The organism is Rhizobium sp. TBD182, assembly GCF_001950375.1.
Classification (GTDB): Bacteria; Pseudomonadota; Alphaproteobacteria; order Rhizobiales; family Rhizobiaceae; genus Agrobacterium; species Agrobacterium tumefaciens.
The window spans coordinates 61,517-88,207 of sequence record NZ_BDLN01000004.1 but is presented as its reverse complement, the minus strand read 5'-3'; the positions used below and the strand labels follow the sequence as shown (position 1 = coordinate 88,207).

Here is a 26,691-nt window from a genome sequence, read left to right as displayed (position 1 = left end):
AATTGAGTATAGTCGCCGCTCCGAATGGCGGGGGCATACGGTCCCGCGCCTCTGGACGAGAAGGAAAACGCGATGACACGCGATATCAGCGACAGCGAAGCCGAACGCCACCGGCAGAAAATGGTCAACCGCAAGACGGTTCAGGATGCCGAAGTCGCGGAAAAGACCATCGAAAAAGGTCTGCTGATGATCAATACCGGCCCTGGTAAAGGCAAATCCACGGCCGCTTTCGGCCTTGCTTTGCGCATGCTCGGTACCGGTCGGCGGGTCGGCGTCGTCCAATTCATCAAGGGCGCATGGTCGACGGGTGAACAGCAGGCCCTGACTTTGTTCGGCGACAGGGTGGAATGGCGCACCATGGGCGAGGGGTTTACCTGGGACACGCAGGACCTGAAGCGCGATGTCGCGGCAGCTACAAAGGCCTGGGAGGAAGCGAAAGCACTGATGGCCGACGAGACGATCGGATTGCTGGTTCTCGACGAACTGAACATTGCGCTCCGCTATGAATACCTGCCGCTGGAAGAGGTCGTCGAAACGCTTTCCAACCGTAGATCCGACCTGCATGTCATCGTTACCGGCCGCAACGCCAAACAACCGTTGATCGACGCTGCCGACATGGTGACGGAAATGACCCTCGTCAAACATCACTTCAAGGCGGGCGTAAAGGCGCAGGCCGGGATAGAATACTGACATGACTGCACGTGTGCTGATGTTTCAGGGAACCGGCTCGGATGTCGGCAAATCGCTGATGGTGGCTGGCCTTGCCCGCGCCTTCGTCAGGCGTGGCCTGTCCGTCATGCCGTTCAAGCCGCAGAACATGTCGAACAATGCGGCGGTCACTGCCGATGGCGGCGAGATCGGTCGCGCGCAGGCGCTGCAGGCCCGGGCAGCAGGCGTTCCGCTGTCGGTTCACATGAACCCGGTGCTTTTAAAGCCGCAGAGCGAAACCGGCGCACAGGTCGTCGTACAGGGCAAAATTGTCGGCAATGCCAAAGCTGCCGATTACCAGCACATGAAAGCCGGGCTGCTGCCGCGTGTGCTGGAGAGCTTCGAGCACCTGAAACAACAGGCCGATCTGGTGCTGGTGGAAGGGGCGGGAAGTGCTTCCGAAATCAACCTCCGCGTCAACGACATCGCCAATATGGGTTTTGCCCGCGCCGCAGATGCTCCCGTGATCCTGATCGGCGATATCGACCGGGGCGGGGTCATCGCCAGCCTCGTGGGCACAAAAACCGTTCTCGAACGCGATGATGCCGCGATGATAGAGGGCTTCATCGTGAACCGCTTTCGCGGTGACCCTACGCTGTTTTCAGACGGCATGCGGATGATCGCGGAAAAGACCGGCTGGGCGTCCATCGGGCTATTGCCGCATTTTTCCGATGCCGCGAAATTGCCAGCGGAGGACGCCCTTGGGCTTACTGGCCCAGCGCAACAAAAGCCCGGCGCGAAAATCCGCATTGCGGTGCCGATCCTGCCGCATATCTCCAATTTCGACGATCTGGATCCGCTCGACATGGAGCCGGATGTGGAACTGATCCGAGTGCGGCAGGGCGAGACCATTCCCGCCGATTGCCGGCTGGTTCTGCTCTGCGGTTCGAAATCCACCATAGCTGATATCGCCGTGCTGAAAAATGCGGGCCTCGACATCGACATCAAGGCACATGTGCGCCGCGGCGGTTATGTTCTCGGTCTCTGCGGCGGATACCAGATGCTTGGAAAAACCGTTGCCGACCCTGACGGCATCGAAGGACCACCAATGACGGTCGATGGGTTGGGCCTGCTGGATGTGACGACGGTTTTGACGGGCGACAAGAGGCTCGTTTCCGTGCAGGGACAGAGTTTCGACGGAATTCCCTTATCCGGCTATGAAATGCATGTTGGCGAAACGACGGGTGCTGCGGGCAACCTGCCATTTTCGACCATTGACGGGCATGCCGATGGCGCAATTTCGCCCGATGGCCGCATCTTAGGCACCTATATCCATGGCCTGTTTGCGGATGACCGCCAACGCGGGGCGTGGCTTGAGCGCCTTGGTGGGCGGAGCACGCAACTGAACTATGATGCGCAGGTGGATGCCGTTCTTAATCGCCTGGCGGCCCATATGGAGAACCACCTCGATCTCGACAGACTGCTTTCTATAGCGCGATAAGGATTGCCAGCAATCCGAACAGCCCGATCAGCAAGAAGTCTGCGATCCTCGCCAGCCTGAGCGCTGTGCGAATATCGCCAGCAACCAGTGTCGCTCTTCCGCCTTCGCCCATGAAACGAGCGTCGATCATCTGCCCGCCATAGGAGCGCGGCCCGGCCAGCGCAAAGCCCAGTGCCCCGGCCAGTGCCGCCTCCGGCCAGCCGGCATTGGGAGAGCGGTGATGCCGCGCATCGCGGCGTATCGCGGCAATTGCCCCTTTCGGTGATGCACCCTTCACGAAAAACGCGGCGACCACGAAAAGACCGCCGCTCAGTCTCGATGCCGGCAAATTGACCAGATCGTCCAGCCGGGCCGACGCCCAACCAAAGGCCTCATGGCGTGGCGAGCGATGACCGATCATGCTGTCGGCCGTGTTGATTGCCTTATAACCCGCACCGCCTGGCAGCCCCAGAAGACCAAGCCAGAGGGAAGGGGCGACAATGCCGTCAGAGAAATTCTCAGCCAGACTTTCAATCGCCGCCCGGCAGATTGCCGCCTCATCCAGCGCCTGCGGATCGCGCCCGACGATCATGGAGACAGCTTTGCGCCCGCCGTCAATCCCCTCGCGTTCCAGCGCAATGGCGACGGCCTCCACATGCTGTTCCAGACTTTTTTGGGCCGGAAGTGACGCCCCAAGCACCGCAACAAGCAACAGACCAAGGGGCAATAAAAGCAGAACCGATTGCACTAACCATGCAACAAGCACCGTCAGCGCCAGAAAAACGGAAAGCGCCAAGACGCCTGACGCCTTGCGCTGCGAAAATGAAGCACTCTCCCGGTTCCATTTTTTGTCCAGCAGCGCGATAAGCGAACCGATCCAGGTGACGGGATGACCGATGCGTTTGAACAGCCAGTCCGGATATCCAGTCAGGCGTTCGATCAAGAGCGACAGGAAAGCGAGAGCGAAGAACATGGGCGATAAGGTACCGGAAAAAGCGCAGGCTGCGATCCGTCACGGCGGCAATCTCGGCAAGGCGCGTCTGATGTTTTCTGAAGCGCCGGAACCGTGGATCGACCTGTCGACCGGGATCAATCCGCACTCCTACCCGCATTCTCCCGTTCCCGCCAGCGCATTTGCCCGCCTGCCGGAGCCTGACGCGGCCGAAGAATTGAAAAGGCTGGCCGTCGCCTCTTTCGGCGCACCATCAGCCGGGCATGTGGCTCTGTCCCCCGGCACCCAGATGCTGATGCCATTGCTGGCTCACCTGGCACTCGAACGCGGAGCGAAAAGCGGAGCCGTGCTCTCACCCGCTTATGCCGAACATGCCCGCACCGCGCGCATGGCCGGACTGACCGTGACCGAGGTAGACCATATCAGTGATCTGTCAGCGTACGACTATGCGGTGGTGGTCAATCCCAACAACCCCGATGGTCGCATCACGGATCGAGAAGCTTTGTTGTCGCTGGCCGAGGCGATGCGCCGCAAAGGCGGCCTGCTCGTCGTAGACGAGGCCTTTATCGAGACAGGACATACGGAAAGTCTTGCAAATGTCGCAGGGCGTGACGCGCTGATAATACTGCGATCCTTCGGCAAGTTCTACGGCATGGCAGGGGTCCGACTCGGTTTTGCGCTTGCGCATCCCGACATCGCTGCCGAACTGGAGGCAAGGCTTGGCCCCTGGGCAGTATCCGGGCCGGCGCTCAATATCGCGACGCAGGCTTTGGCGGACAGGGAATGGCAATCATCCATGCGCCTCCGGCTTGCGGCAGAAGCACAGCGTATGAGTGAATTGCTGGAAAAAGCGGGCCTGAAGATTGCCGGCGGTACGTCCCTGTTCACCCTGGTGCGGGACCACCGGGCCAAAGAACTGTTCGATCACCTTGGCCTGCACGGCATTCTGGTGCGCATTTTTGATGAAAGGCCGAACGACATGCGTTTCGGCCTTCCCGGCAGCGAAGCGGAGTGGCAGCGCCTCACGGAAGCGCTGTCATCCTTCAATCATCCCTTGAACGTGTAGGTCGCAATAGAATCCGGCTTCATTTCAATGGAGAAACCGGGCAGCTTCGGCGGCATGTACGCGGCATTGCGAATATCGCAGGGTTCGATGAAATGCTCGTGCAGATGGTCGACATATTCGATCACGCGGCCTTCCTTGGTGCCGGAAACCACGAGATAGTCGATCATCGACAGATGCTGCACATATTCGCAAAGGCCGACGCCACCGGCATGCGGCCAGACCGGCAAATTGTATTTGGCAGCAATCAACAAAACCGCCAGCACCTCGTTGAGACCACCCATGCGGCAGCTGTCGATCTGCACGACGTCGATTGCACCTTCGGCGATGAACTGCTTGAACATGATACGGTTCTGGCACATTTCGCCGGTTGCCACCTTCACGGAGCCGATGGCTGCACGGATCTTGCGATGGCCGGCGACATCGTCCGGGCTGGTCGGCTCTTCAATGAAGAAGGGCTTGGCGAAGGCAAGTTGCTTGACCCATTCAATCGCCTGATCCACTTCCCACACCTGGTTGGCGTCGATCATCAGATAACGGTCGGGGCCGATCACCTCGCGGGCGATGGTGAGGCGGCGGATATCGTCTTCGAGATCACGGCCAACCTTCATCTTTACATGGTTGAAACCGGCATCGATCGCTTCCTGGCAAAGACGGCGCAGCTTGGCGTCGTCATAACCGAGCCAGCCGGCTGATGTGGTGTAGCAGGCGTAGCCTTCGTTCTTCAGCGTCTCGATACGTTCCTTTTTGCCGCTTTCGGCTTTTTTGAGGATCGCAAGTGCATCGTCCTTCGTCAGCACGTCAGTCAGATAACGGTAATCGACGATATCGGCGATTTCTTCCGGGCTCATATCGGCAACAAGCTGCCAGACGGGTTTGCCCGCCTTTTTGGCCAGCAAATCCCAGACAGCATTGACGACAGCGCCGGTGGCGAGATGCATCGCGCCCTTGTCCGGGCCGATCCAGCGCAGCTGGCTATCACCAGTCAGGTGGCGCCAGTATTTGCCGGGGTTCTCGGTCACCGTCGCCAGATCGGTTCCCACCACCAGATGGCGCATGGCCTTGATGGCCATGCAGCAAATCTCATTACCGCGGCCAATGGTGAAAGTCAGTCCGTGGCCTTTCAGTTCCGGTTCATCGGTGTCGAGAATGACGTAAGCCGCCGAATAATCCGGGTCGGGGTTCATCGCATCCGAACCATCAAGGCTCTGGGAGGTCGGAAAACGCAGGTCGAAAACTCGCAGATCAGTAATTTTGGTCATGGCCGTTCACTCGCGGTCAGTGTCAAAGGAAATCGTTCAGTCGTGGTGGAAGGTTTCTTCCATCATTGCCCACCACTCGCCCTCCTTGCGGCTTTCGAGTGGTTGCTGGCAGGGAATGGTGAAAGACCACCATTCCTGGTTCTTTGGGCTTGCCGCCATCTTCGCCATATCGGCGCTGAAATCGGTGCCGTGATATTCCCAATATCCGAACAGCAGATTTTCCGGTTCGCGCAGGAAGATCGTGTAGTTGCGGATGTTGCAATCGCTGATGAGCGCCAGAATTTCGGGCCAGACGGCGGCGTGGAGCCTTCTATATTCCGCAATCATGTCCGGTTTGACGCCGATGACCATTCCCATGCGCTGCATACAAAACTCCGTTATTGCTTGATGGTGGCGAGCGCCGCACGCAGTTTCTGCTGCGGCACGTTTAACCCCAGACGTTCCGCCGCAGCGATGACCGGGACAAAACGACGGCGTTTCTTTTCATCGTGATTGCCTGAAATGTCCGCGAGCCGGTGGGCGAGAAAGGGGTTCAGGAAACGCTCCCGCACCGCACGGATATAGGCTTGCGCTTCTTCCCCCATGCCTTCTGCGACAAAGACCGGCAGAACCTCGTCCCGCCAGAGCGTTTCCAGATCTCCCGAAAGCGCATCGTCGGCCATTGCCTGCCGCACGGTCTCGTTTTTCGCACGGGCATACCGCAACCATCGCTCCGCCAGATAGGAATGGCCAAGATTGAGCAGGAACAGCTTCAGCTTTTCATAGCGGTCGAGATCATCAGTCAGCACCACCGCAGGGTGGGTGCAGGGCAGAACAAGGCCCTCCTGCTTCTCGATTGCCCAAAGCGCATAGGGCTCGGCAACTGCGCCAACCGGATCGATCGGCTCGGAAACGATGCGGTCTACAAGGCTGTTGGCAAAACGGCATTTCTCATTCAGGTAGAAGCCGAAACCCGCCGGCAGCTGCCATTCGTCGGCAAGCTGGCGAACAACCTCTTTCAACCGGTCGCCGTTGCGCGGAACAAGCTCGCAAGGAAAGATCGATACAGGGGCTTCCGGATTGGTCTGAAAACGTTCCAGCAGCAACAGGCAGAGCTTTGCAGGAAAACTCTTTGGTACAAGCGTGAAGTCGTCGGCAAGACCCGGCCCGTCGAACGAATCCAGCTCATAACCGCGGTCACCCGTATTGGACAGAATGACCCCTGCCCCGCAGGCGATGCGCCGCACCTCGGCCCAGTCGGCCGCCGCCGTCAGCGCGCGCGCGACAGCCTTACCTGGAATTTCCTCATCCACCTCTTGCCCGTCGCGAATGCCGCGAATGCGCACCGGATAGGGCGTGCCATCGTTCAATGCTACCACACGCTTCAGGCTCTCCGCATTGCCGGTCGTCTGAACGATTGTGATGCGCCCGAGCGCCTCGCCTTTTTCCAGCGCCTGCGAAATGAACAAATCCGCATGCGCCAGAAGAAAGCGGCTGGTACCGAATTGCAGGATGGGTGTGTCGGTCGTCATGCGACCTCCACCATGCCCTTGATGACTCCGGCTTTCGGATCGGTCAGCCCGGCGAATTTGGAAGGCACATCGGCAAGTGTCATGCGGTGAGTAATGAGTGCCTCCGGTACCTTGCCTTCCCGCAGCGCCTGCAACACCCGCTCGAAATCCTCCGGCGTGGCGTTGCGGCTGCCGAGCAGCGTGGTTTCGCGCTTGTGAAACTCCGGATCGTTGAAGGAGATATCGCTGGCAACGATGGAAACCAGCACATAGGAACCACCGTGGCCGACGAAGGAAAAGCCACGCTCCATGGCTTTAGGATTACCGGTCGCATCAAAAACGGCATCGAAGAAATCGCCGCCGGTGATATCCGACAGGCGATCCTTGTCGCCCTCGCCAAGCGTCACCGTATGGGCAACGCCGAGATGGTCCTTGCAGAAATCCAGCCGGTCGGTGCGCCCGTCAATCATCGTCACCTCACCGCCATCGAGAACGGCGAAAACCGCAACCGCCATGCCGATCGGACCGGCACCGACGATCAGGACCTTCTGACCCTTTTCCACCGACCCACGACGCACGGCATGCGCGCCAATCGCCAGAAATTCGGTCATTGCCGCCTGATCGAGGCTCAAGCCCTCCGCCTTCAGCACGAATTGCTGCGGAACGCTCAGATATTCGACCATGCCGCCATCGCGATGAACGCCAAGCACACCGATGTTGCGGCAGCAATTGCTCTTTCCTTTGCGGCAGGCGCTGCACTCACCACAGGAAATATAGGGTATGACGGTAACGACATCGCCCGCCGAAAGATGGCTGCCTTCCGGCGCCTCTTCCACCGTGCCGGAAAGCTCGTGGCCCATGATGCGCGGATAGGAAAGATAAGGCTGATTACCGGTGAAAATATGCAGGTCCGTGCCGCAGACACCAATGCGACGAATACGCACCAGCACTTCACCTTCGCCACGGGCCGGCTTTGGTAGTTCCTTGGGGACAAGTTGACCGGGGGTCTCGCAGAAAATCGCCAGCATGCATCACCTGTTGGGAAGGGAATAAAAACGAACGGCGTTGCCGCCAAAGACGGCCGCATGGTCGTGCTCAGGCACGATTTCGCGGCAGAAGTCCAGCCATTCCTGATAGTCGCCAGCCAGCCGCAATACCGGCCAGTCGCTGCCGAAGATCACGCGTTCGCCGCCGAACAGTTCCAGAATGGTTTCGGCATAGGGCCTGACGGCTTCCGGTCTCTGCTCGCCACGCTCGGTCAACAGGCCGGACAGCTTGCAATGGAGGTTGGGAAGGGCCGCCAAAGCTGCCATGTCCCTGCGCCAGTCGCCATATTGGCCCGTGGCGATAAGCGGCTTCGCGCCGTGATCGATGACAACAGGCAATTGCGGATGGCGGCGCGCGAAGGCGAGAAGATGCGACAGATGCGGCGGCAGGACCAGCGCATCGAACACCAGTGCGTGTTTCACTAGCGCATCCACGGCGGCATCGAGCGCGGGATCATCGATCCAGGTCACATCATCCATGCCTTGCAGCATCGGCCGTACGCCCTTGAAGGCCGGATGTTTTGCCCGCCGGGAGATTTCCGCCGTAGCATCCACGGACTTCATGTCCACCCAGCCGACAACGCCCTTGATGAAATCGGTGCTGCCAGCCAGATCGAGCATGAAATCCGTATCGGCCGCACTTTCCATCGTCTGCACCAGCACCGTTCCGGAAACTCCGGCCTTTGCCAGCAGAGGAGACAGATCCTGCGGAAGAAAATCCCGGTAGATGGCAGCCAGAGACGGTGGCGGCCATTGCCCGGCACGATCCTTCATCAGCCAGAAATGCTGGTGGGCATCGATGATCATCGCTTCAGGCCTTTGTGCCGGGCACGGGTGCGCCTTCGGAAATCAGGCCACGCTTTTGCAGCTCCGACCAGAATTCGTCCGGAACAACCTGTTCGAACCATTCGATGTTTGCGGCAAGTTGCTGCGCATTGCGCGCGCCGGATACGACCGTGACCGAAGCCGGATGCCCGAGCGGAAACTGCAGCGCAGCCGCCTGCAACGAAACACCAACGTCGTCACAAACGCCCTGAAGCGCATCCACCCGCGTGATGATGTCGGCAGGCGCATCGGCATAGTTGAATTTGCGGTTGCCTGCCAGAATGCCTGAATTGAAAGCACCGGCGACCACGATCGCAACGCCGGTTTCCGCGCAGCGGTTCATGAAGGCAAGGCTCTGCTGCTCCAGAAGCGTATAACGGCCGGCAAGCATGGCAACGTCGATGTCGAAAACATCCATGGCGTCGCCGACGATTTCCCACTCGTTGACGCCGAGGCCGATAGCACCCGTCGACCCTTCCTCGCGCAGCTTGCCGAGTGCCCGGAAGCCGCCGCCGGTGGTCAGCTGCTCCCAGTAGTGCTGGTGCTTTTCGCCATGCGTGAAAGAGCCGATATCGTGCACATAGAGAATATCCGGCTTCAGAACGCCGAGCCGCTGCTGGCTCGCTTCGAAGGAGCGCAGAATACCGTCATAGGAATAATCATAGACCGGGCGGAAAGGCAGCGGCGCAATATAGGCGTCCTCTTCCGGGCCCACAGTTTCATCGGGAACCATGACGCGACCGACCTTGGTGGAGAGGGTGTATTCGCTTCGGTCATGCTCCGTCACCATGGTTCCAAGACGACGCTCCGAACGCGTGTAACCGTAAAAAGGTGCGGTATCGAAATAGCGAATGCCGCTTTCCCATGCCTTGTCGAACGCACCTTTGGATTCCTCGTAGGGCGTAACGCGGTAGAGATTACCCATCTGGGCGCAACCAAGGCCCATGACCGTGACTTCAACGGCACGGCGCGGCAATTTACGTGTATCGGAGACTTTCATCGCAAGGGCTTCCTGAATTTTTCGGTAGAGCGGATGTTGAAAACCGTATGCGGTATTGACTGAAATCCCGCTTCTGAAATTTGTGAGGCGCGCCGCTCAAAGAGCGGCGCGCCGTCATGCGTTAATAAAGAACGTTCTTGGCTTCCGGCTTCTCGATATTGTCCTTGGTGACAACAACAACGCCGGTGTCGACGAACTTTTCGACCTTTTCCTTGCTGATGAGCTTGGAAACGGTCTGGATGCCCTTTTCGCCCATCTGATACGAACCCTGAACGACGATGCCGGCCAGCGTGCCGTCCTTGACGAAGCCCTGAAGGTCCTGGTTACCGTCAAAGCCGATGCCGACGACCTTGCCTGCCTTACCGGCCTGGGCGAGCGCGCGACCTACGCCGATTGCGGTGGGTTCGTTGGCGCCGAAGATGCCCTTGAGATCGGAATTGGCGGCCAGAACGTCGGTTGTCTGGTTCAGCGCCGTCGCCATCTGCGACTGCGAATAGAACGGACCTACGATCTTAAGGTTGGAATGCATCTGGATATAGTCGGTGAAACCGCCAACGCGTCCGATTTCCGAACCGGCACCGGCGACGTAGGACATCACGGCGATCTTGCCTTCCTTGCCAACCTTGTCGATCAGCGCCTGAGCAGCCAGTTCGCCGGCTTTCTTGTTATCGGTCGCCAGGAAGGACTGATAATATTGCTCTGAACCCTTGGCGAGCTGTGAGTCGATCAGAACCACGGGAATGCGGGCTTCCCAGGCTTTCTTGACAGCCGGAACCAGCGCATCAGGATCGGAAGGAGCAAGAACGATACCCGAAACCTTACGGTTTACGGCGTTTTCAACCATGTTGACCTGATCGGCGATGGCCGATTCAGAAGCCGGACCCTGGAAGGTCATGGTGTTGCCGGCAGAGTCCTTCATCGCCGCATCGGCGCCCTTCTGAACGTTCTGCCAGAAGGTGGAATTGACGGTCTTGACGATGACGGCGATTTCGCCGGCCTGCACGGTGGAGACGCTCCACAGCGCGATTGCGGATGTCAGAAGGGCGGTCGTAAGCTTGTTCATTTCTTCCTCCGTGATGTCGGCATACCGGGCCTCCCGTGCCGATCTTGTTTGCGGATAGGGTCCGCAGCCCTGTATCAGCGGCGGTTGCGCAGCTGGTCGATCCAGACGGTGACCAGAATGACAAGACCGATGATGATCTGTTGCGTGAAGGCGGACACGCCATTCATATTGAGACCGTTGCGCAGGATGCCGATGACGAAGGCGCCGATTGCCGTGCCGGAAATCGTACCCACGCCGCCGATGAGCGATGTGCCGCCGATAACGGCGCTGGCAATGGCGTCCAGCTCATACATCACGCCCTCATTCGGCTGGGCTGTGACGAGGCGCGACATCAGCACGCAACCGGTCAACCCGGCGAGCGTACCGGACAGGATGTAGGTGAAATTGGTGACGCGTGCGACGTTTACGCCGGACAGACGCGCAGCATCCGCATTCGAACCGACGGCATAGATGTGACGGCCAAGGATGGAGCGGTTGAGCATGAAGGAAACAGCCAGCGCAATCACCACCATAAGGATGACGGGGTAGGGGATGCCCGGAAACACCACGTTCGGAAAACCGTCATCACCAATATTGACGATGCGGAAGAGGGCGCCGTTGCCGAGTTCACCGAAGGATTCGCCGAGGCCGGAAACCGCTCGCGCACCGGTGATCTGCAGTGCCACGCCACGGGCGATCAACATCATGCCGAGCGTGGCGATAAACGGTGGCAGCTTGAAACGCGTGACCATTAGGCCATTGATGAGACCGCAAAGCGACCCTGTCAGAATGCCAAGCAGCATGCCGACCGGCACCGGCATACCCAACTCCTTCACCGCAAGCGCGGCAACGACCCCGGCCAGAGCAAGCACCGAACCAACGGAAAGATCGATGCCGCCGGTGATGATGACGCAGGTCGCACCAATGCCGAGAAGGGCTATGGAGGTCACCTGAAGCGCAATGGTCATGGCATTGTTGACGGAGAAGAAGGCGCTGCTGGTGGCGGAAAACACCATAACCAGCACAACGAGACTGCCAAGAGCCGCAAACTTCTGGATGATGTCCTTCTGGCGGTCGCTGAAAGCGAAGCTCTTCTTGGGTTCTGCAATATTAGCCATGTCGTTCCTCACTGCGCGGCCCGGCCGTAACCGGACGCGTACCGCATGATTTCTTCCTGATTGGTCTTGGCGGTCTCAAGCACGCCCGTGATCCGGCCCTGGTGGAAAACGGCGATACGATCCGTCAGCCCCAAAATTTCCGGCAGTTCCGAACTGATGAGAATGACGCCGATGCCCTGTGCAGCCAGCTCGTCCATGATCTTGTAGATCGCGAATTTCGCGCCGACATCGATGCCGCGCGTCGGCTCGTCGAAAAACAGCACGCGCGACTGCCGGAACAGCCATTTGCCAATGATGATTTTCTGCTGATTGCCACCTGAAAGCAGCCGCACCGTCTGTTCGATCGAAGGGGTACGGATATTGAGGAGATCGACGTAACGCCTGGCGACATCGTCGTGCTTCTTGAAGTCGATCAGCCCGAAGCGGTTGGAGACCTCGCCGATATTGGCAAGCGTCGTATTGGCCGCAACCGACATCTTGATCGCAAGACCATCGCTTTTGCGGTCTTCGGACAGATAGGCGATACCCTCTTCGATGGCATCTCGCGGGGAACTGATGGAAAGCTCCCGCCCGTTGAAAACGACCTTGCCAGCATCCAGAGGATCGGCACCGAAGATCGCCCGTGCGACTTCCGTGCGACCCGCACCCATCAGTCCGGCAAAGCCGAGAATCTCACCGCGCCGCAGCGAGAAACCGACATCGTGGAACACACCCTTGCGCGTCAGCCCTTCCACCGAGAAAATAACATCATCCGTAGGGCGCGACGTGCGTTCCGGGAACTTCTCCTCTAGCGAACGCCCGACCATGCGCGTGACGATATCGTCAACGGTGATCGATGCAAAATCGTCGGTCGAAATATAACGCCCGTCCCGCAAAACCGTCACGCGGTCGACGATTTCGGCCATTTCATCGAGCCGGTGGGAAATATAGACGATGCCGACGCCAGAAGCCTTGAGATCGCGGATCACCTTGAACAATAGCCGCGTTTCCTGCTCGGTCAGCGAGGAGGTCGGCTCATCCATTATGAGGACTTCAGCATCCAGGGAAAGCGCCTTGGCAATTTCGACCATCTGACATTGAGCGACCGAGAGGCCGCGGACAATCTGGTCAGGGTCGATATCGACGCCCAGCCGATCGAGACAGCGCTTTGCATCAAGCCGCAGCTTCTTGCGGTCGACGAGGAAACCACGGCGCGGCTCGCGGGCGAGATAGATGTTCTCGGCAACGGAAAGATGCGGAACGAGGTTGAGTTCCTGATGGATGATGGCGATGCCGGCGGCTTCGGATTCCAGCGGCGATGCATATTGCACTTTGACGCCCTTGTGCAGGATGGTTCCGTCGCTTGGCTGGTAAACGCCGCTGATGATTTTCATCAGGGTGGATTTTCCGGCACCGTTTTCGCCGCAAACAGCGTGAACCTCGCCGCTGCGCAAGTCGAAATGCACATTCGACAACGCTTTGACGCCCGGAAATTCCTTGCTGATGTTTTCGAGACGCAGGAGGCCTGAACCAAGGCCGCGCGCCGTCTCCTCAGGCGAAAAATCGCCTCGAATTGTCGATGCGCCCTGCGACATCAAGAAACCTCCACCCGCGCTCCCCGCTCCACCGGGGGCAATAATGAGCCAAATGGTTAGGCCGCTTTTTTAAAATGGTCAAGCCAATTAGCCCAAAATTTGAATCCCGCGTCTGGTACACGCAAAATCATCTCAAAAGACTTCTTGAAATAATACTGTAAATTCATGTGTTTAAGTAATTTCTTGCGTATTGATGCGCTTGGCGCTACGGTAAGGCCAAATTCAGATAACAGACAAGGTTCGTCAGAAAACACATGAATGGTCAGGCCAAAATAGCGGAACCACGCAGGCTTTATCAGCAGATTGCGGACCAGATACGCGAGCTGATCGATCTGGGAGAGTTTCTGCCTGGAACACGACTTCCCGCCGAACGGGAACTGGCACAGAAGCTCGGGGTTTCGCGACCATCACTGCGCGAGGCACTGATTGCGCTTGAAATCGACAACACCGTCGAAATCCGCATGGGTTCCGGTGTCTATGTCTCCGCCGAGGCCCTTCAGACAACCCACAACACCAAATCCTTGGGCGACAGCCCCTCCGAACTGATGCAGGCGCGCGCAGCGTTGGAAGGCGCGACAATCGTACTGGCGGCGAGCCGCATGACCGATGAAACGATTGCAAACCTTCGCCAGATTCTCAACACGATGCAGCAGGAAATTGAGGCCGCGCGCAAACCTCTCGATCAGGACCGGCTTTTCCACGTCACCATTGCCGAACAATCCGGTAACAGCGTTCTGGCCCGGCTGGTGGCAAACCTCTTCGATGAGCGCCACAGCCCGATTTCGGCACAATTGCGTGTGAAATTTGAGGATCGCGATACCTGGACCCACGCCCTTCAGGAGCACGAGGCGATTCTGGCGGCCCTGGAGTTGAAAGATCCGCTGCTGGCGCAGGCGGCCATGCATACCCATCTGGAAGGTTCCAAGAGACGCTGGGTAGACGGCTGAATTCAAAACATAGCAGGCAATGTACCGGGGAGGAGAAAAACCCGTGAGTGAGAATTCCGAGGCAACCATTTTGCTGAACGCCAACGACAATGTCGCGGTGGCACGCCGGTCGATACCGGCCGGTGGTGCGACGGGCAGAGGCGATCTGACAGCGCGGGAGCTGATCGGACGCGGCCACAAGGTGGCCCTGACGTTTATCAGATCCGGAGACGAGGTCCTGAAATACGGACAGGTGATCGGCATCGCGACACAGGATATCGAGCCTGGCCGGCATGTGCATCTGCACAATCTCGCCATGGTGCCTTCCGAACACACGCATCAGTTCAGTGTCGATATCGAGGAAAAAGGCATGCTGCCCGAGGGCGAGCGCCGGACCTTCAAGGGTTTTGACCGGGGTCTCGGTGGCGTTGGCACACGCAACTACATCGGCGTCATCGCATCCGTGAACTGTTCCGCCACCGTGTCGCGTTACATCGCCGATTATTTTAACAAGCAGGGCGGCCTTGAAGGGTTCGACAATGTCGACGGCGTTGTGGCACTGACCCATGGCGGCGGCTGCGCGCTCAATACGAAATCGGAAGGTTATCGTCTTCTGATCCGCACCATTCAGGGTTATGCCCGCCACCCGAATTTCGGCGGTATTCTGCTGATCGGCCTCGGCTGTGAGACCAACCAGATCGCCCCCATCCTCGAACATTACAAGATGGAGGAGGGCGAACGGCTGCGCACCATGACGATCCAGCAGCACGGCGGCACACGAAAAACGATCGATGCCGCCATTGCCGAGATCAAGGCGATGCTGCCAATGGTCAATGCTGCCCAGCGCACTGAACAGCCGCTTTCAAAACTGAAGGTCGCGCTGGAGTGCGGCGGTTCGGATGGTTACTCCGGAATATCGGCAAACCCGGCCCTGGGATATGCATCAGATCTCATCGTCCGCAACGGCGGTACAACGGTTCTTGCCGAAACGCCGGAGATTTACGGCGCTGAACACCTGCTGACGAAGCGTGCCGTCACGCCTGCTGTTGCCGAAAAGCTGTTGCAGCGCATCGACTGGTGGCGGGATTATACCGCTCGCAACGGCGATGAGCTGAACAACAACCCATCCCACGGCAACAAGCTTGGTGGACTGACCACCATTCTGGAAAAATCGCTGGGCGCAGTGGCCAAAGGTGGCTCCATGCCACTGAAGGCGGTCTACGAATTCGCGGAAACCGTTACTGAACAGGGCTTCGTCTTCATGGATACGCCCGGTTACGATCCTGTTGCCGTCACCGGCCAGGTCGCTGGCGGCTGTAACGTCATCTGTTTCACCACCGGCCGCGGCTCCGTATCGGGATTCAAGCCGGCACCCTGCATCAAGATCGCCACCAATTCCGAAATGTACGAGCACATGAAGGAAGACATGGACCTCAACTGCGGCGAGATCGTTACCGGCGCGGAAACCATCGAGGAATCCGGCAAACGAATTTTCGAGCACATTCTTGCAGTCGCTTCGGGAGACAAGACCGTCAGCGAGATTTACGACTACGGCGACAATGAATTTGTGCCGTGGCAGGTGGGCGCGGTTACCTGACCCGCTTCCAATACGTGCATCGGACTGTCCCACGTGAAACAAAAGGCCCGGAAATCACTTTCCGGGCCTTTTAAATTCTGTGCGCCGTTTCTGCTTAATGGCGGAAGTGACGCATGCCGGTAAAGACCATCGCCACATTGTGCTCATTGGCCGCATCGATCACGTCCTGGTCGCGCATGGAACCACCAGGCTGAATGACTGCGGTGGCACCTGCTGCAATAGCTGCAAGCAAACCATCGGCGAAGGGATAAAACGCTTCAGAAGCCACGGCAGAGCCGCGCGTCAGCGGCTCAGCAAGGCCGAGTGCCTTGGCCGCATCTTCCGCCTTCTGGGCGGCGATACGGGCGGAATCCACCCGGCTCATCTGTCCGGCGCCGATACCTGCCGTCTGGCCGTCCTTGGCATAGATCACCGCATTGGACTTCACGTGCTTGGCAATTTTGAAGGCGAACTTCATGTCTTCAAGTTCCTGAGGTGTCGGCACACGCTTGGTGACCACCTTCAGTTCCAGATCCTCCACCATGCCGTTGTCACGGCTCTGAACCAGAAGACCGCCGGAAACCGTCTTGGCCGTAATGCCGGCAGCGCGCGGATCTGGCAGGCCACCAGCTGCCAGCAGTCGCAGATTGGGCTTGCGGGCGATAATGGATTTTGCCTCTTCCGTCACATCGGGTGCGATGATGACTTCGGTGAAGAGCTTAACGATCTCTTCTGCCGTTTCCGCATCGAGCGTGCGGTTCAAGGCGATGACGCCGCCAAAGGCCGAAACGGAATCGCATGCCAGCGCGCGCCGGTAGGCTTCTGCAAGTGTGGGACCCGTCGCGACACCACAGGGGTTGGCGTGTTTGATAATCGCTACAGCCGGCGCATTTTCCGGCAGGAATTCCGCTACCAGCTCGTAGGCTGCATCCGTATCATTGATGTTGTTATAGGAAAGCTGCTTGCCCTGAAGAAGCGTCGCCGTGGAAACACCGGGGCGCTTTTCGCCGGTCAGGTAAAAACCGGCGCTCTGGTGCGGGTTCTCGCCGTAACGCATTTTTTCCTTCAGCGCACCGCCGATGGCACGGTAATCCGGCGTCTCGATAGCCAGCGCCTCAGCAAACCAGTTGGAAATCACCGCATCATAAGCGGCGGTGCGGGCATAAGCCTTGGCGGCGAAGGTCTGGCGCAGCGCGTAGGAGGTTTGACCGTCATCGGCCTGCAGGGCTTCCACCAGCGCAGGATAGTCGGACGGATCGGTGACAACAGTGACATAGGCATGGTTCTTGGCCGAAGCGCGGATCATTGCCGGGCCGCCAATATCGATATTCTCGACCGTCGTGGGGTAGTCACCACCCTTGGCGCGAACTTCCTCGAAGGGATAGAGATTGATGACGGAGAGATCGATCGCCTCGATACCGTGAGCCTTCATTGCCTCGACGTGATCAGCATCATCCCGGATAGCCAGAAGTCCACCATGCACGTTGGGATGCAGGGTCTTGACGCGACCATCCATGATTTCCGGAAAATTGGTCACATCGGAAACATCCGTTACCGGCAGTCCCGCGTCAGAGATGGCCTTTGCCGTGCCACCCGTCGACAGCAGCTTGACGCCAAGTTTGGACAGGACAGTTGCCAGCTCGATAATGTCCGTCTTGTCAGAAACGGAAAGAAGGGCTGTACGGATTTTGACTTTATCGGGAGCGGGGATTTTTTTGGAAACGACAGCCATCGGGCATACTCCGTTTAACGGGGAGGACAGGCTGGACTGGGATTGATCCAGCAATTGCCGCCGCGTTAACACAGCTTGCCATATTAATAAACAGCGGGGACGCGGAACGGCGAAAACTATGGCGGTTTTTGCCTGAAACTCGCCAGGAATCCTCTACGCCTTGCGTTCGATGATCCAGCGGATTTCCCGAGTATTCGCCAGATTGAATGGCAGCTCGATCTGTTGCGAAGGCCGCATGCCGGATGCATCCGCCATAAAAACATCCTCGGTCACGAAAAGCTCCAGTCCCGGCGCCGAAAACAGCCAGGTCGTTCCATCCGCTGCCTCCAGATAAACCGACTCCTCGTCCTGTTGATATAGCTGGATGTGGGGGTGGATATGGAACCGCGATACGGCCGATATGGATTGCAATTGCGCCTTCACCACATTCTCGTCGGCACGAAGCAGATCACGGCCCTTTATCTTCGTACCGGCAACATTCAGCTCAATTTCCCGATCGTGATAGCAACCGAAATTCTGCAAATAACCGTCATGCGACGCCCACAGGACATCATTGCCATTTGCATCCGTTCCGCGGCGGCTCTCCACCTGACTGACACCGGAAATCATGATCGGCCCGAGCAGTTTCGAGCGGGAAAGTCTGCAAGACGACGTGTCGGCGAGCGTGACCGTTGAATGGGCCGCCGTCGAGCGGCTCGCCCGCTGATATTCGGGTGCTGCGTTTTTCGGGAAGCCCGAATTGACGATGAACCGGCTCTTGCCACAGGACATCTCAAAGGACAGGCAGCCCGAATGGGCGTTACGCGAAAGCTCCGCGGAGCCTGGATGACCAGTATCGACGATGATGACCGTCTCATCGGTTGCAAGACGATGATAATTGACATCCGGCAGCATTTTGGACGGCCGGCCGGCTGTCTCATCGTAACGAAGTACCGACACAAGTTCATTGGCAAGCGTGGCGGTGGCGCCATTGAACAGCGCCAGATCGCCGCCCTGATGGCGGAAAAACCGGATGGCCGGAAACATCCTGTCAATCGCCGGCACCAGCCCCGAGGGCAGATCGTGACCGAGATTGATGTAGCTTTGCCTAAGCGGCAAAAGATCGAGCAGCAAATCCAGCATGACCCTCGGATTGCGGGAAACATGCCCGCCATCTGGAAGAATCTGGCGTTCCATTTCCTGCGCCAGCTTCATTCCGTGCCGAGTAATATGGGAAAGGCGGGTCGGCATGGCGATGGACGCGACGGCCAGCGCAATCCTGATCCGCAGCCTCGCTTCGCCATCCGGCGCATGTTTGACGATCCTGTCGAGATAACGCACGTGAAACGCAAGACTTTTCAGGAAACGACGATAAAAACCCGCATCGGCCTCATGTAAAACGACGGGAGAATGGGACAGCCAGGCAATCAGCCTCTGTGCCGCGATCTCCGGAGACCAGGCAATCCCCGCAACCCGCTTGCCGTGAATAGTCATCCATTCGGCGACGATACGGCGCGCCCGCTTGCTGGCCTCACTCGATCTATCGGAACGGATATGCCGCAGCCAGCCAAATGCATGCAGCCGCTCTTCAAAAACCAGCGAGGGATAGTCCACCTGAAATGGCGATAGACCGCCGGTTTCGACGACGCGGCCGGCGAGCGCAATCCTGCCCCGCAGCAATTCCTCGGCAAAATACGGATCGATTGCCCTCAGATCAGTCGGCGCCGCCACCAGACCATCGGGAACGCGATTGGCAAACCGGGATATGCGCAGGCGCAAAGGAGCGAGGCCCACACACAGATGACGATACGCCATCCGCGAGAGAAGACCGGCGGCATTGATGCTGCCTGCAAAGGACCCTGACAAGCTGTGTTTCCCGTTTCACATGTTTTGTTTTTATGAGTGAACCGTGATGATCGGAACGTATCGGCAATTATCCAATGATTCGCGGAAGCTTGGCTTTTTTCTACTTCTTACGCAAGACACTGCTAAAAAACCCGTCGATGCCGCCGAACATATCCGGCGTTGTACGAAGATCGCCTTCGGCAGTGACGGCGGCTTCCATTCCTGGCCAATCGTCCTTGCGAACGGCAACACGCTCGAAGTCCGGGTTTTCCGCCAGGACCTTTGCAATCATCGCTTCCCCTTCAGAGGGATCGAGCGAGCAATTGGAAAACACCACAATGCCGCCAGCTCCCACCAGCGTGAGCGCGTGTCGCAACATTTGTCCCTGAAGAGCGGCAAGCTTGGCAATATCATTCTCGTCCTTCGTCCAGCAGACATCGGGATGTTTACGCAACGTGCCGGTAGACGAGCAGGGGGCATCCAGAAGAACGGCGTCGAAAAGCTGTTCCGGCTGGTACTTTAGCATATTGGCTTCAACGGTTTCGGCGTGAAGACCAAGCCGGTCGAGATTTTCCCTGAGGCGGCGAAGACGATTGCCGGACTGGTCCAGGGCAGTCACCTTCGCGCCGGCAAGCGCGAGCTGGGCAGTCTTGCCGCCCGGAGCTGCACAGAGATCGGCAACACGTTTTCCGGAAATATCGCCCATCAGCTTCACAGGCATGCTGGCCGCGAGATCCTGAACCCACCAGGCACCCTCGGCAAAGCCTTCAAGCGAGGGAATCTGGCCTTCAAATTCACCGAGACGGACACTGCCATTCGGCAAAACCGTACCGCCCAGCTTTTCCGCCCAGACAGCCGGATCCTTCTTCACCGTGAGATCGATGGAAGAGGGCGTCAGCTGCGCTTCGGAAATCCGTTTGGCAACCTCATCTCCGTAAGCTGAAACAAGCCGAGCGTAGAACCAGTCCGGCAGCACGGGCACATCCGCGATCGCCTTTTCGATTTCTGCTTTTTCCCGGCCCAATCGCCTGAGGACGGCATTCACCAGCTTGGCAAAACGCCTGTTGCGCGGGTCGCGATGGGCCTGTTCCACGGCAAGATCGACCGCAGAATGATCGGGGACATCGAGATGAAGCACTTGCGCTGCGCCAACGACAAGGACGTGATGAAGCGACCGGGCGCCCTGCGGCAACGGTCCGTCAAGCAGCATCGACAAGGCGGCTTCGATACGCGGAAGGTGGCGAAGCGCGCTGTTGACGATCGCTCTCACCAGCGCCCGGTCGGCAAGGGATAGCGCGCGATAGACGGGATTGCCGTTTTCGCTGTCCAGCATACCGTCCAGCGAGGTTTTCTTTTCCAGAACGGCCGCCAGAATGCGGGTTGCGGCAACGCGTGCAGCAAGGCCGGGTTTATCCTGGAAAGACGAAGGGCCGTCTTCGCGGCCCCTTGCATGGTCCTGTCCCGGTTTTTTAGACCGCGATGGCTTATTTTGAGTATCGGATGTCAAGACCACGGTCCCTTGCGCTCGTTTTCTTTGCCGCGCCCCCAGCCGGTATTGGGAACGGAGCCTGATTTGCGCTGAGGTCTATCACCCGATGGCGCTGGCGTCGATCCTCGCGGGGAAAACTCCTGCGCCATGGCGTGAAGTGCCGCTACCCGGTTTTCCGTATTCGGATGCGTAGAAAACAGGTTGTCCATGCGCTCACCGGACAGGGGATTGATGATGAACATATGCGCCGTCGCCGGGTTACGCTCCGCATCCTCATTATGAATGCTCTGCGCCATGCCCGAAATTTTCTGCAGTGCCGAAGCGAGCCAGAGCGGATTGCCGCAAATTTCCGCGCCCCGGCGGTCCGCAGAATATTCGCGGGTGCGGCTGATGGCCATCTGCACCAGCATCGCGGCGAGCGGCGCCACGATCATCGCAACAAGTACGCCGATAAAGCCCAGCGGATTATTGTTGTTTTCACGATTGCCACCAAAGAAAAACGCGAAGTTGCCGAGCATGGAGATGGCGCCTGCCAGCGTCGCGGTCACAGTCATCGTCAGCGTATCGCGGTTCTGCACATGGGCCAGCTCATGCGCCATGACACCAGCCACTTCTTCAGGGGTGAGGCGCTCCAGCAGGCCCGTCGAGGCGGCGACAGCGGCATTCTGCGGGTTTCTTCCCGTCGCGAAGGCGTTTGGCTGCGGGCTGTCATAAATATAAACCTTGGGCATCGGAAGATCGGCATTATGCGAGAGATCGCGGATCATGTGGAAAAATTCAGGCGCATTCGCCTCATCGATCTCGCGTGCGCGATAGGCCGACAGGACCATCTTGTCCGAATTCCAGTAGGAGAAAAGATTCATACCAGCGGCAATAAGCAAGGCAATCATCATGCCGCCCTTACCGCCGATCAGAAAACCGACACCCATGAACAATGCCGTCATGAAGGCCAGAAGCATTGCCGTGCGCATCATGTTCATATGTCAAATTCTCCTTGTTACCATTCAGGAAATATTCCGGGGTTTATAAAGCCCATCTGTTTATATAATCTGGTGAACGGCAAACATATTTCAATATCCCGTCATAGGGAGGATTACTCATGCAGGATGCGGATAATGACAACGGCGCAGAAATGCTCAAGCGGCTTTCGCCGGCGGCGGAACGTGCGTTGAAGGAAGCGGAAGAACGGCGCAAACAAACGGCGGATCTTCAATTGCCGCAGGAAACCGGCGGTCGCGGCGGCGCGGAACCTGTTCGTTTCGGTGACTACGAAATAAACGGCCGCGCTATCGACTTTTGAGCACCACGGCATAAAAATACCCGCTAAACGCGGGTATTTTATCAATTAAAACAGATACTTGCTTATTTTTGCTCTAGAAGGCGGCACACGGCTTCCAGCTGCTCTAGCGTGCGGTATCCGATGCGGATTTGTCCCGATCCGCCTTTGTGGCTAATCTTCACATCCAGACCGAGAGCATCCGAGAGGCTGCGTTCAAGCGCGACCGTATCGGAATCCTTCTCAGCCGAAGGCCGCTTCTCCAAGACGTCACCCTGTGACTTGATGTCGTTTTGCGCCAGGCGCTCGGCATCACGCACCGAAAGACCCTTGGAAACGATAGTTCGAGCCAGACCTGACGGATCGGAAGTGGAAACAAGCGCGCGCGCATGGCCAGCGGAAAGCGAACCGTCCGCCAACATGTCCCGAACCGGATCGGGAAGTTTCAAAAGGCGAAGGCTGTTTGCAACATGGCTTCGGCTCTTGCCGATGATTTCACCGAGGTCGTTCTGGGTGTAGCCATGTTCGGCGATCAACTGCTCATAGCCCATCGCTTCTTCAAGCGGATTGAGATCGGAACGCTGGACGTTTTCGACGATAGCCAGCTCCAGAGCCGTGCGGTCGTCTACATCCCGAACGATGACAGGAACGTCCGTAAAACCGGCCAGCTGTGCCGCGCGCCAGCGCCGTTCACCAGCGATTATCTCGTAACGGTTGACGCCAATCGTTCGCACGACCACAGGCTGAACAATGCCGTGCTGACGAATGGACGAGGCAAGATCCTGCAACTCATTTTCGTCAAAGTGACGACGTGGGTTTCTCTGGCTGCGAGCGATGAACTCGATCGGGATGGCGCGATCCGCACTAACGGCGCGCTGCGGTTCACCCACCGGCACAGGCTGATCCATTTCGCCGATCAACGCCGCAAGACCGCGTCCGAGTCGACGCTTGGAAAGATCATCACTCATAAGATATTACTCCATATAGTCCGGCAAAACGTCAGGCCGCCTTGCGCAGACGCTCTCTCTGGATCACTTCGGACGCCAATTGCAAATAAGCCTGGCTGCCGGCGCATTTCAGATCATAAAGAATTGCCGGTTTACCATAAGACGGCGCTTCGGAAACCCGAACATTGCGCGGAATGAGAGTGTGGTAAACCTTTTCTCCCAGATGCATCCGCACATCGGAAACCACCTGCTGGGCAAGATTGTTGCGCGCATCGAACATCGTGAGAACGATACCCTGAATATCAAGCTGCGGATTGACGGAGCCGCGTATCTGGCTAACCGTATCCAGCAGCTGGCTGAGGCCTTCCAGCGCAAAGAACTCGCACTGCAACGGTACCAGCACCGAATGGGCGGCGGTCATGGCATTCATCGTCAAAAGATTAAAAGAGGGCGGGCAATCTACCAGAATATACGAATAGTCTCTCGCTTCCTGCGTCTCCATGGCGGTACGCAAAAGAAAGACGCGGTTGGCAACATTCGCGACCTGCATCTCAAAGCCCAGAAGATCCATCGTCGACGGAACGATATCGAGGTTCGGAACTGCTGTCGGAACCGCAACTTCGGCAACGGTGTGATCACCCACCAGAAGATCATAGGAAGAAAGCTTGCGCTCTTTGCGGTCGATTCCCAAACCTGTGCTGGCATTACCCTGCGGATCAAGATCAATGATCAGCACCCGCTCACCAATAGCCGCCAATGCAGTAGCCAGATTGATGGCCGTCGTTGTTTTGCCAACGCCACCCTTCTGGTTTGCGACTGCGATAATCCGGTTTTTTTCAGAAGTCATACCGCACCTGACCAGCTCGTCAGTGCCTCTTAGTGAGGTTACTGATTTCAAGAACAACAGAATCTGCCTCAATGGCACTCTGGTGTTTTATCAGATCAAACTGCCAGCGGCCATGCGCTTTCTGCAGTTCGGATTCATAATCCCTGCCTTTATTGAAATATGCCCTGAGATTTGGATTATTCTGCGCCCACGGGTGAATATATTCGAAAAGTAAATTCATCTCGGCGAGGGCTCTTGCCGAAACCGCATCGCAATTTTCAACGGTTTCAGGCGCTTTTTCAATTCTGACTGGATGAACCGCGCCTCTTGCGCCGGTTTCCTTCAGCGCAATTCGCAAAAACGCAGCCTTTTTATTGTTGCTCTCTACCAGATCGACCCAACCATCACCCAGTTCCGCGAGAAAAATCGCTGTAATGACGCCCGGAAAACCGCCGCCGCTTCCCAGATCAATCCATTTTTGCGGTTGAGGGGCGAGCTGAAATATCTGTGCACTGTCCGCGACATGCCGGCTCCAGAGCTCAGTGAGAGTCGAAGGCGCAACCAGATTTGTGGTTTTGTTCCACTTCTTGAAAAGCTCGACGAAATGCTCGAGCCTCTCCTGTGTTTCACGTGAAACACTCTGGCCGTTTATCTTCATGGTCCGACTCGCTATTGGTGCATGCGCAATTTTTCACTTCCTGATGCGGAGCCTTTCCGCAGAAGTGCGAGAAGCAGCGATATCGCAGCAGGTGTCATACCGTCAACACGCGCAGCCTGGGCAATGTTCTCTGGACGTCCCTTTTCCAGCTTTTGTTTTAGTTCGTTGGAGAGGCCGGACAAAGACTGAAAATCAAAATCATTGGGGATTTTTCTGTCTTCATCTCGCTTGATATCGACAATATCCGCGCTTTGGCGCTGCATATAGACAGCGTAACTCGCTTCGATTTCCAAAACCTCAGCGACCTTGGTATTAAGCGCCCGTAGTTCAGGCCAATGAGCGGTAAGAGTTTCCATTGTGATATCGGGGTAGGCGAGCATTTCATAAACCGAACGACGCTGACCGTCCTGGTTGAGTTTCAATCCCTGTTTAGCAGCCTGGGAGGGACTGATGGAAATGCTCTTCATCAGCTCGCGACCCCGATCCAGATCTGAGATAAAATCTGTGAAGCGTTTTTGGCGGTCATGACCGATAATGCCAGCCATCTGACCAATAGGTGTAAGTCGCAGATCAGCGTTGTCAACGCGAAGTGAAAGCCGATATTCCGCTCTCGACGTAAACATGCGATAGGGTTCGCTGACACCCTTGGAGGTGAGATCGTCGATCATCACACCGATATAGGATTCGGTACGACTGAAATGAATGGGGTCTGCATTGCCTGCATATAGCGACGCATTCAACCCGGCAACCAGACCCTGGGCGCCCGCCTCTTCATAACCCGTCGTGCCATTGATCTGCCCTGCCAGGAACAATCCCGGAATTTTCCGGCATTCCAGAGAAGGCTTCAGCTCACGCGGATCGACATAGTCATATTCAATCGCGTAGCCGGGCTGAATGATGTTGACTTGCTCAAGGCCGGGGATGGTGCGGATAAACTGCTCCTGAACTGAGGCCGGAAGCGACGTCGAAATTCCATTTGGATAAATTGTGTGGTCATCAAGGCCTTCTGGTTCCAGAAATATCTGATGACCGTCCCGTTCACCGAAGCGTGTAATCTTGTCTTCGATCGACGGACAATAGCGCGGACCAACACCCTCGATCTGTCCCGAATACATCGCTGACAGATGAATATTATCCTGAATGATCTTGTGTCCGGCCGGCGTCGTTCGGGTTACGCCGCATTCGATCTGTGGATTGACAATGCGATCCGTCATAAAGGAGAACGGAACGGGATCTTCATCGGCCGCTTGCCGATCCACAGCGTTCCAATCGATCGTGCGACCATCAAGCCGGGCAGGGGTGCCAGTCTTCAATCGCCCCATGGCAAGGCCGAGGCGGGCAAGTGTTTCGGAAAGACCGACAGACGGTTTTTCACCAACACGGCCTGCGGGAATCTTTTCGGAGCCGATATGAATAAGGCCGCGTAGAAAAGTGCCGCTTGTCAACACAACAGCACCACAAGGAATCCGGCTACCGTTCGCCATTATAACGGCAGATACCCGATCATTGGTCATGTCAATATCGAATGCATCGCCTTCAATAATGCTAAGGTTTTCAATCGCATTGATTTCCCGCTGCATTGCCTCGCGATAAAGCCGCCGATCAGCCTGCGTGCGCGGCCCGCGGACGGCGGGGCCTTTTTTGCGATTGAGCATACGGAATTGAATTCCCGCTGCATCAGCAACCCGGCCCATCAAACCGTCCAGCGCATCAATTTCGCGGACCAGGTGTCCTTTACCGAGACCACCGATTGCCGGGTTACAGGACATCACCCCAATAGTCTCTCGCTTATGGGTAACGAGAGCGGTTTTAGCGCCATGTCGTGCAGCGGCCGCCGCAGCTTCGCTGCCGGCATGTCCACCACCGATAACAATGACATCAAATGACTGGTGCATATCTCTGCGCCTTATCCCAAATCATCGGCTTTGCCGTATTGG

General features: G+C 57.4%; 24 protein-coding genes. 6 read left to right on the top strand and 18 right to left on the bottom strand.

The window, feature by feature from the left end; genetic code table 11:
• Positions 1-72: 72 nt before the first annotated feature.
• A complete protein-coding gene (gene cobO / locus T18_RS14610) occupies positions 73-690 on the top strand; it encodes a cob(I)yrinic acid a,c-diamide adenosyltransferase (RefSeq protein WP_038492973.1) in 618 nt (205 codons plus the stop codon).
• Position 691: 1 nt separating this feature from the next.
• Complete coding sequence (locus tag T18_RS14605; protein ID WP_038492585.1) at positions 692-2,149, top strand: cobyric acid synthase; 1,458 nt, start codon at positions 692-694, stop codon at positions 2,147-2,149.
• On the opposite strand, the gene cbiB is transcribed toward T18_RS14605, so the two are convergent.
• Positions 2,136-3,101, bottom strand: a complete 966-nt coding sequence (gene cbiB / locus T18_RS14600; protein ID WP_038492587.1) for an adenosylcobinamide-phosphate synthase CbiB — start codon at positions 3,099-3,101, stop codon at positions 2,136-2,138. The genes T18_RS14605 and cbiB overlap by 14 nt on opposite strands.
• On the opposite strand from cbiB, the gene cobD reads away from it, so the two are divergent.
• Positions 3,100-4,146 carry a threonine-phosphate decarboxylase CobD gene (gene cobD, locus T18_RS14595; RefSeq protein WP_038492590.1) on the top strand — a complete coding sequence of 349 codons (1,047 nt, stop codon included), beginning with the start codon at positions 3,100-3,102 and terminating at the stop codon, positions 4,144-4,146. The two genes, cbiB and cobD, sit on opposite strands and share 2 nt — an antisense overlap.
• Here the strand turns inward: cobD and T18_RS14590 are convergent.
• The 9 genes from T18_RS14590 to T18_RS14550 form a co-directional block, all read right to left on the bottom strand.
• On the bottom strand, positions 4,128-5,405 hold the full coding sequence (locus T18_RS14590) for an L-fuconate dehydratase (protein ID WP_003516405.1): 1,278 nt from the start codon (positions 5,403-5,405) through the stop codon (positions 4,128-4,130). The genes cobD and T18_RS14590 overlap by 19 nt on opposite strands.
• 36 nt (positions 5,406-5,441) lie before the next feature.
• Positions 5,442-5,771, bottom strand: coding sequence for an L-rhamnose mutarotase (locus tag T18_RS14585; RefSeq protein WP_003516404.1), 330 nt, complete (start codon positions 5,769-5,771; stop codon positions 5,442-5,444).
• Positions 5,772-5,782: 11 nt separating this feature from the next.
• Positions 5,783-6,916 (bottom strand): mannitol dehydrogenase family protein, encoded by a 1,134-nt coding sequence (locus T18_RS14580; RefSeq protein WP_038492592.1) that lies wholly within the window; start codon positions 6,914-6,916, stop codon positions 5,783-5,785.
• On the bottom strand, positions 6,913-7,923 hold the full coding sequence (locus T18_RS14575) for a zinc-binding alcohol dehydrogenase family protein (RefSeq protein WP_025594697.1): 1,011 nt from the start codon (positions 7,921-7,923) through the stop codon (positions 6,913-6,915). Before T18_RS14575 ends, T18_RS14580 begins: the two co-directional genes overlap by 4 nt.
• 3 nt (positions 7,924-7,926) lie before the next feature.
• On the bottom strand, positions 7,927-8,748 hold the full coding sequence (locus T18_RS14570) for an amidohydrolase family protein (protein WP_038492595.1): 822 nt from the start codon (positions 8,746-8,748) through the stop codon (positions 7,927-7,929).
• A 4-nt stretch (positions 8,749-8,752) separates the two neighbouring features.
• Positions 8,753-9,766, bottom strand: a complete 1,014-nt coding sequence (locus tag T18_RS14565; RefSeq protein ID WP_038492598.1) for an aldo/keto reductase — start codon at positions 9,764-9,766, stop codon at positions 8,753-8,755.
• Positions 9,767-9,887: 121 nt separating this feature from the next.
• A complete protein-coding gene (locus T18_RS14560) occupies positions 9,888-10,829 on the bottom strand; it encodes an ABC transporter substrate-binding protein (RefSeq protein WP_003516397.1) in 942 nt (313 codons plus the stop codon).
• A gap of 74 nt (positions 10,830-10,903) precedes the next feature.
• Entirely contained in the window at positions 10,904-11,926 is a 1,023-nt protein-coding gene (locus tag T18_RS14555) for an ABC transporter permease (protein WP_003516396.1), read from the bottom strand.
• Positions 11,927-11,934: 8 nt separating this feature from the next.
• Positions 11,935-13,500 (bottom strand): sugar ABC transporter ATP-binding protein, encoded by a 1,566-nt coding sequence (locus T18_RS14550; protein ID WP_013637002.1) that lies wholly within the window; start codon positions 13,498-13,500, stop codon positions 11,935-11,937.
• A gap of 254 nt (positions 13,501-13,754) precedes the next feature.
• On the opposite strand from T18_RS14550, the gene T18_RS14545 reads away from it, so the two are divergent.
• Together T18_RS14545 and T18_RS14540 are read left to right on the top strand one after the other, a co-directional pair.
• The gene (locus T18_RS14545; protein WP_003516394.1) at positions 13,755-14,447 is read left to right on the top strand and encodes a FadR/GntR family transcriptional regulator; all 693 of its coding nucleotides are present in this window, start codon (positions 13,755-13,757) and stop codon (positions 14,445-14,447) included.
• A gap of 43 nt (positions 14,448-14,490) precedes the next feature.
• Positions 14,491-16,023 carry a UxaA family hydrolase gene (locus tag T18_RS14540; protein WP_025594703.1) on the top strand — a complete coding sequence of 511 codons (1,533 nt, stop codon included), beginning with the start codon at positions 14,491-14,493 and terminating at the stop codon, positions 16,021-16,023.
• A 94-nt stretch (positions 16,024-16,117) separates the two neighbouring features.
• On the opposite strand, the gene purH is transcribed toward T18_RS14540, so the two are convergent.
• From purH to htpX, 4 genes are all read right to left on the bottom strand, one after another.
• Positions 16,118-17,734 carry a bifunctional phosphoribosylaminoimidazolecarboxamide formyltransferase/IMP cyclohydrolase gene (purH, locus tag T18_RS14535; protein ID WP_038492601.1) on the bottom strand — a complete coding sequence of 539 codons (1,617 nt, stop codon included), beginning with the start codon at positions 17,732-17,734 and terminating at the stop codon, positions 16,118-16,120.
• Positions 17,735-17,887: 153 nt separating this feature from the next.
• Complete coding sequence (locus T18_RS14530) at positions 17,888-19,528, bottom strand: heparinase II/III domain-containing protein (RefSeq protein ID WP_075807709.1); 1,641 nt, start codon at positions 19,526-19,528, stop codon at positions 17,888-17,890.
• A gap of 151 nt (positions 19,529-19,679) precedes the next feature.
• On the bottom strand, positions 19,680-21,065 hold the full coding sequence (locus T18_RS14525; protein ID WP_003516387.1) for an RsmB/NOP family class I SAM-dependent RNA methyltransferase: 1,386 nt from the start codon (positions 21,063-21,065) through the stop codon (positions 19,680-19,682).
• Positions 21,062-22,027, bottom strand: a complete 966-nt coding sequence (htpX, locus tag T18_RS14520; protein ID WP_013637008.1) for a zinc metalloprotease HtpX — start codon at positions 22,025-22,027, stop codon at positions 21,062-21,064. Before htpX ends, T18_RS14525 begins: the two co-directional genes overlap by 4 nt.
• Positions 22,028-22,146: 119 nt before the next feature.
• Here htpX and T18_RS14515 point away from each other — a divergent pair, with 119 nt between their 5' ends.
• Positions 22,147-22,347, top strand: a complete 201-nt coding sequence (locus T18_RS14515; protein ID WP_038492604.1) for a DUF1674 domain-containing protein — start codon at positions 22,147-22,149, stop codon at positions 22,345-22,347.
• Between the two features lie 62 nt (positions 22,348-22,409).
• On the opposite strand, the gene T18_RS14510 is transcribed toward T18_RS14515, so the two are convergent.
• Genes T18_RS14510 through mnmG form a run of 4 tightly spaced genes read right to left on the bottom strand, consistent with a single transcriptional unit; the run spans position 22,410 to position 26,649 of the window.
• Entirely contained in the window at positions 22,410-23,291 is an 882-nt protein-coding gene (locus T18_RS14510; protein ID WP_013637009.1) for a ParB/RepB/Spo0J family partition protein, read from the bottom strand.
• Between the two features lie 31 nt (positions 23,292-23,322).
• Entirely contained in the window at positions 23,323-24,117 is a 795-nt protein-coding gene (locus T18_RS14505) for a ParA family protein (protein ID WP_013637010.1), read from the bottom strand.
• 19 nt (positions 24,118-24,136) lie between these two features.
• Positions 24,137-24,754, bottom strand: coding sequence for a 16S rRNA (guanine(527)-N(7))-methyltransferase RsmG (gene rsmG, locus T18_RS14500; protein WP_038492606.1), 618 nt, complete (start codon positions 24,752-24,754; stop codon positions 24,137-24,139).
• Between the two features lie 11 nt (positions 24,755-24,765).
• Positions 24,766-26,649, bottom strand: a complete 1,884-nt coding sequence (mnmG, locus tag T18_RS14495; protein WP_038492609.1) for a tRNA uridine-5-carboxymethylaminomethyl(34) synthesis enzyme MnmG — start codon at positions 26,647-26,649, stop codon at positions 24,766-24,768.
• Positions 26,650-26,691 lie beyond the last annotated feature (42 nt).

What these genes read in the sequence shown, in the direction of transcription:
- T18_RS14590 (WP_003516405.1), bottom strand. Translation starts at nt 5,405, where the DNA reads ATGACCAAAATTACTGATCTGCGAGTTTTCGACCTGCGTTTTCCGACC.
- T18_RS14550 (WP_013637002.1), bottom strand. Translation starts at nt 13,500, where the DNA reads ATGTCGCAGGGCGCATCGACAATTCGAGGCGATTTTTCGCCTGAGGAG.
- T18_RS14515 (WP_038492604.1), top strand. Translation starts at nt 22,147, where the DNA reads ATGCAGGATGCGGATAATGACAACGGCGCAGAAATGCTCAAGCGGCTT.
- cbiB (WP_038492587.1), bottom strand. Translation starts at nt 3,101, where the DNA reads ATGTTCTTCGCTCTCGCTTTCCTGTCGCTCTTGATCGAACGCCTGACT.
- T18_RS14605 (WP_038492585.1), top strand. Translation starts at nt 692, where the DNA reads ATGACTGCACGTGTGCTGATGTTTCAGGGAACCGGCTCGGATGTCGGC.
- mnmG (WP_038492609.1), bottom strand. Translation starts at nt 26,649, where the DNA reads ATGCACCAGTCATTTGATGTCATTGTTATCGGTGGTGGACATGCCGGC.
- htpX (WP_013637008.1), bottom strand. Translation starts at nt 22,027, where the DNA reads ATGAACATGATGCGCACGGCAATGCTTCTGGCCTTCATGACGGCATTG.
- T18_RS14505 (WP_013637010.1), bottom strand. Translation starts at nt 24,117, where the DNA reads ATGACTTCTGAAAAAAACCGGATTATCGCAGTCGCAAACCAGAAGGGT.
- T18_RS14510 (WP_013637009.1), bottom strand. Translation starts at nt 23,291, where the DNA reads ATGAGTGATGATCTTTCCAAGCGTCGACTCGGACGCGGTCTTGCGGCG.
- T18_RS14555 (WP_003516396.1), bottom strand. Translation starts at nt 11,926, where the DNA reads ATGGCTAATATTGCAGAACCCAAGAAGAGCTTCGCTTTCAGCGACCGC.
- T18_RS14570 (WP_038492595.1), bottom strand. Translation starts at nt 8,748, where the DNA reads ATGATCATCGATGCCCACCAGCATTTCTGGCTGATGAAGGATCGTGCC.
- T18_RS14565 (WP_038492598.1), bottom strand. Translation starts at nt 9,766, where the DNA reads ATGAAAGTCTCCGATACACGTAAATTGCCGCGCCGTGCCGTTGAAGTC.
- T18_RS14585 (WP_003516404.1), bottom strand. Translation starts at nt 5,771, where the DNA reads ATGCAGCGCATGGGAATGGTCATCGGCGTCAAACCGGACATGATTGCG.
- rsmG (WP_038492606.1), bottom strand. Translation starts at nt 24,754, where the DNA reads ATGAAGATAAACGGCCAGAGTGTTTCACGTGAAACACAGGAGAGGCTC.
- T18_RS14560 (WP_003516397.1), bottom strand. Translation starts at nt 10,829, where the DNA reads ATGAACAAGCTTACGACCGCCCTTCTGACATCCGCAATCGCGCTGTGG.
- purH (WP_038492601.1), bottom strand. Translation starts at nt 17,734, where the DNA reads ATGGCTGTCGTTTCCAAAAAAATCCCCGCTCCCGATAAAGTCAAAATC.
- T18_RS14545 (WP_003516394.1), top strand. Translation starts at nt 13,755, where the DNA reads ATGAATGGTCAGGCCAAAATAGCGGAACCACGCAGGCTTTATCAGCAG.
- T18_RS14575 (WP_025594697.1), bottom strand. Translation starts at nt 7,923, where the DNA reads ATGCTGGCGATTTTCTGCGAGACCCCCGGTCAACTTGTCCCCAAGGAA.
- cobO (WP_038492973.1), top strand. Translation starts at nt 73, where the DNA reads ATGACACGCGATATCAGCGACAGCGAAGCCGAACGCCACCGGCAGAAA.
- T18_RS14530 (WP_075807709.1), bottom strand. Translation starts at nt 19,528, where the DNA reads ATGGCGTATCGTCATCTGTGTGTGGGCCTCGCTCCTTTGCGCCTGCGC.
- T18_RS14580 (WP_038492592.1), bottom strand. Translation starts at nt 6,916, where the DNA reads ATGACGACCGACACACCCATCCTGCAATTCGGTACCAGCCGCTTTCTT.
- cobD (WP_038492590.1), top strand. Translation starts at nt 3,100, where the DNA reads ATGGGCGATAAGGTACCGGAAAAAGCGCAGGCTGCGATCCGTCACGGC.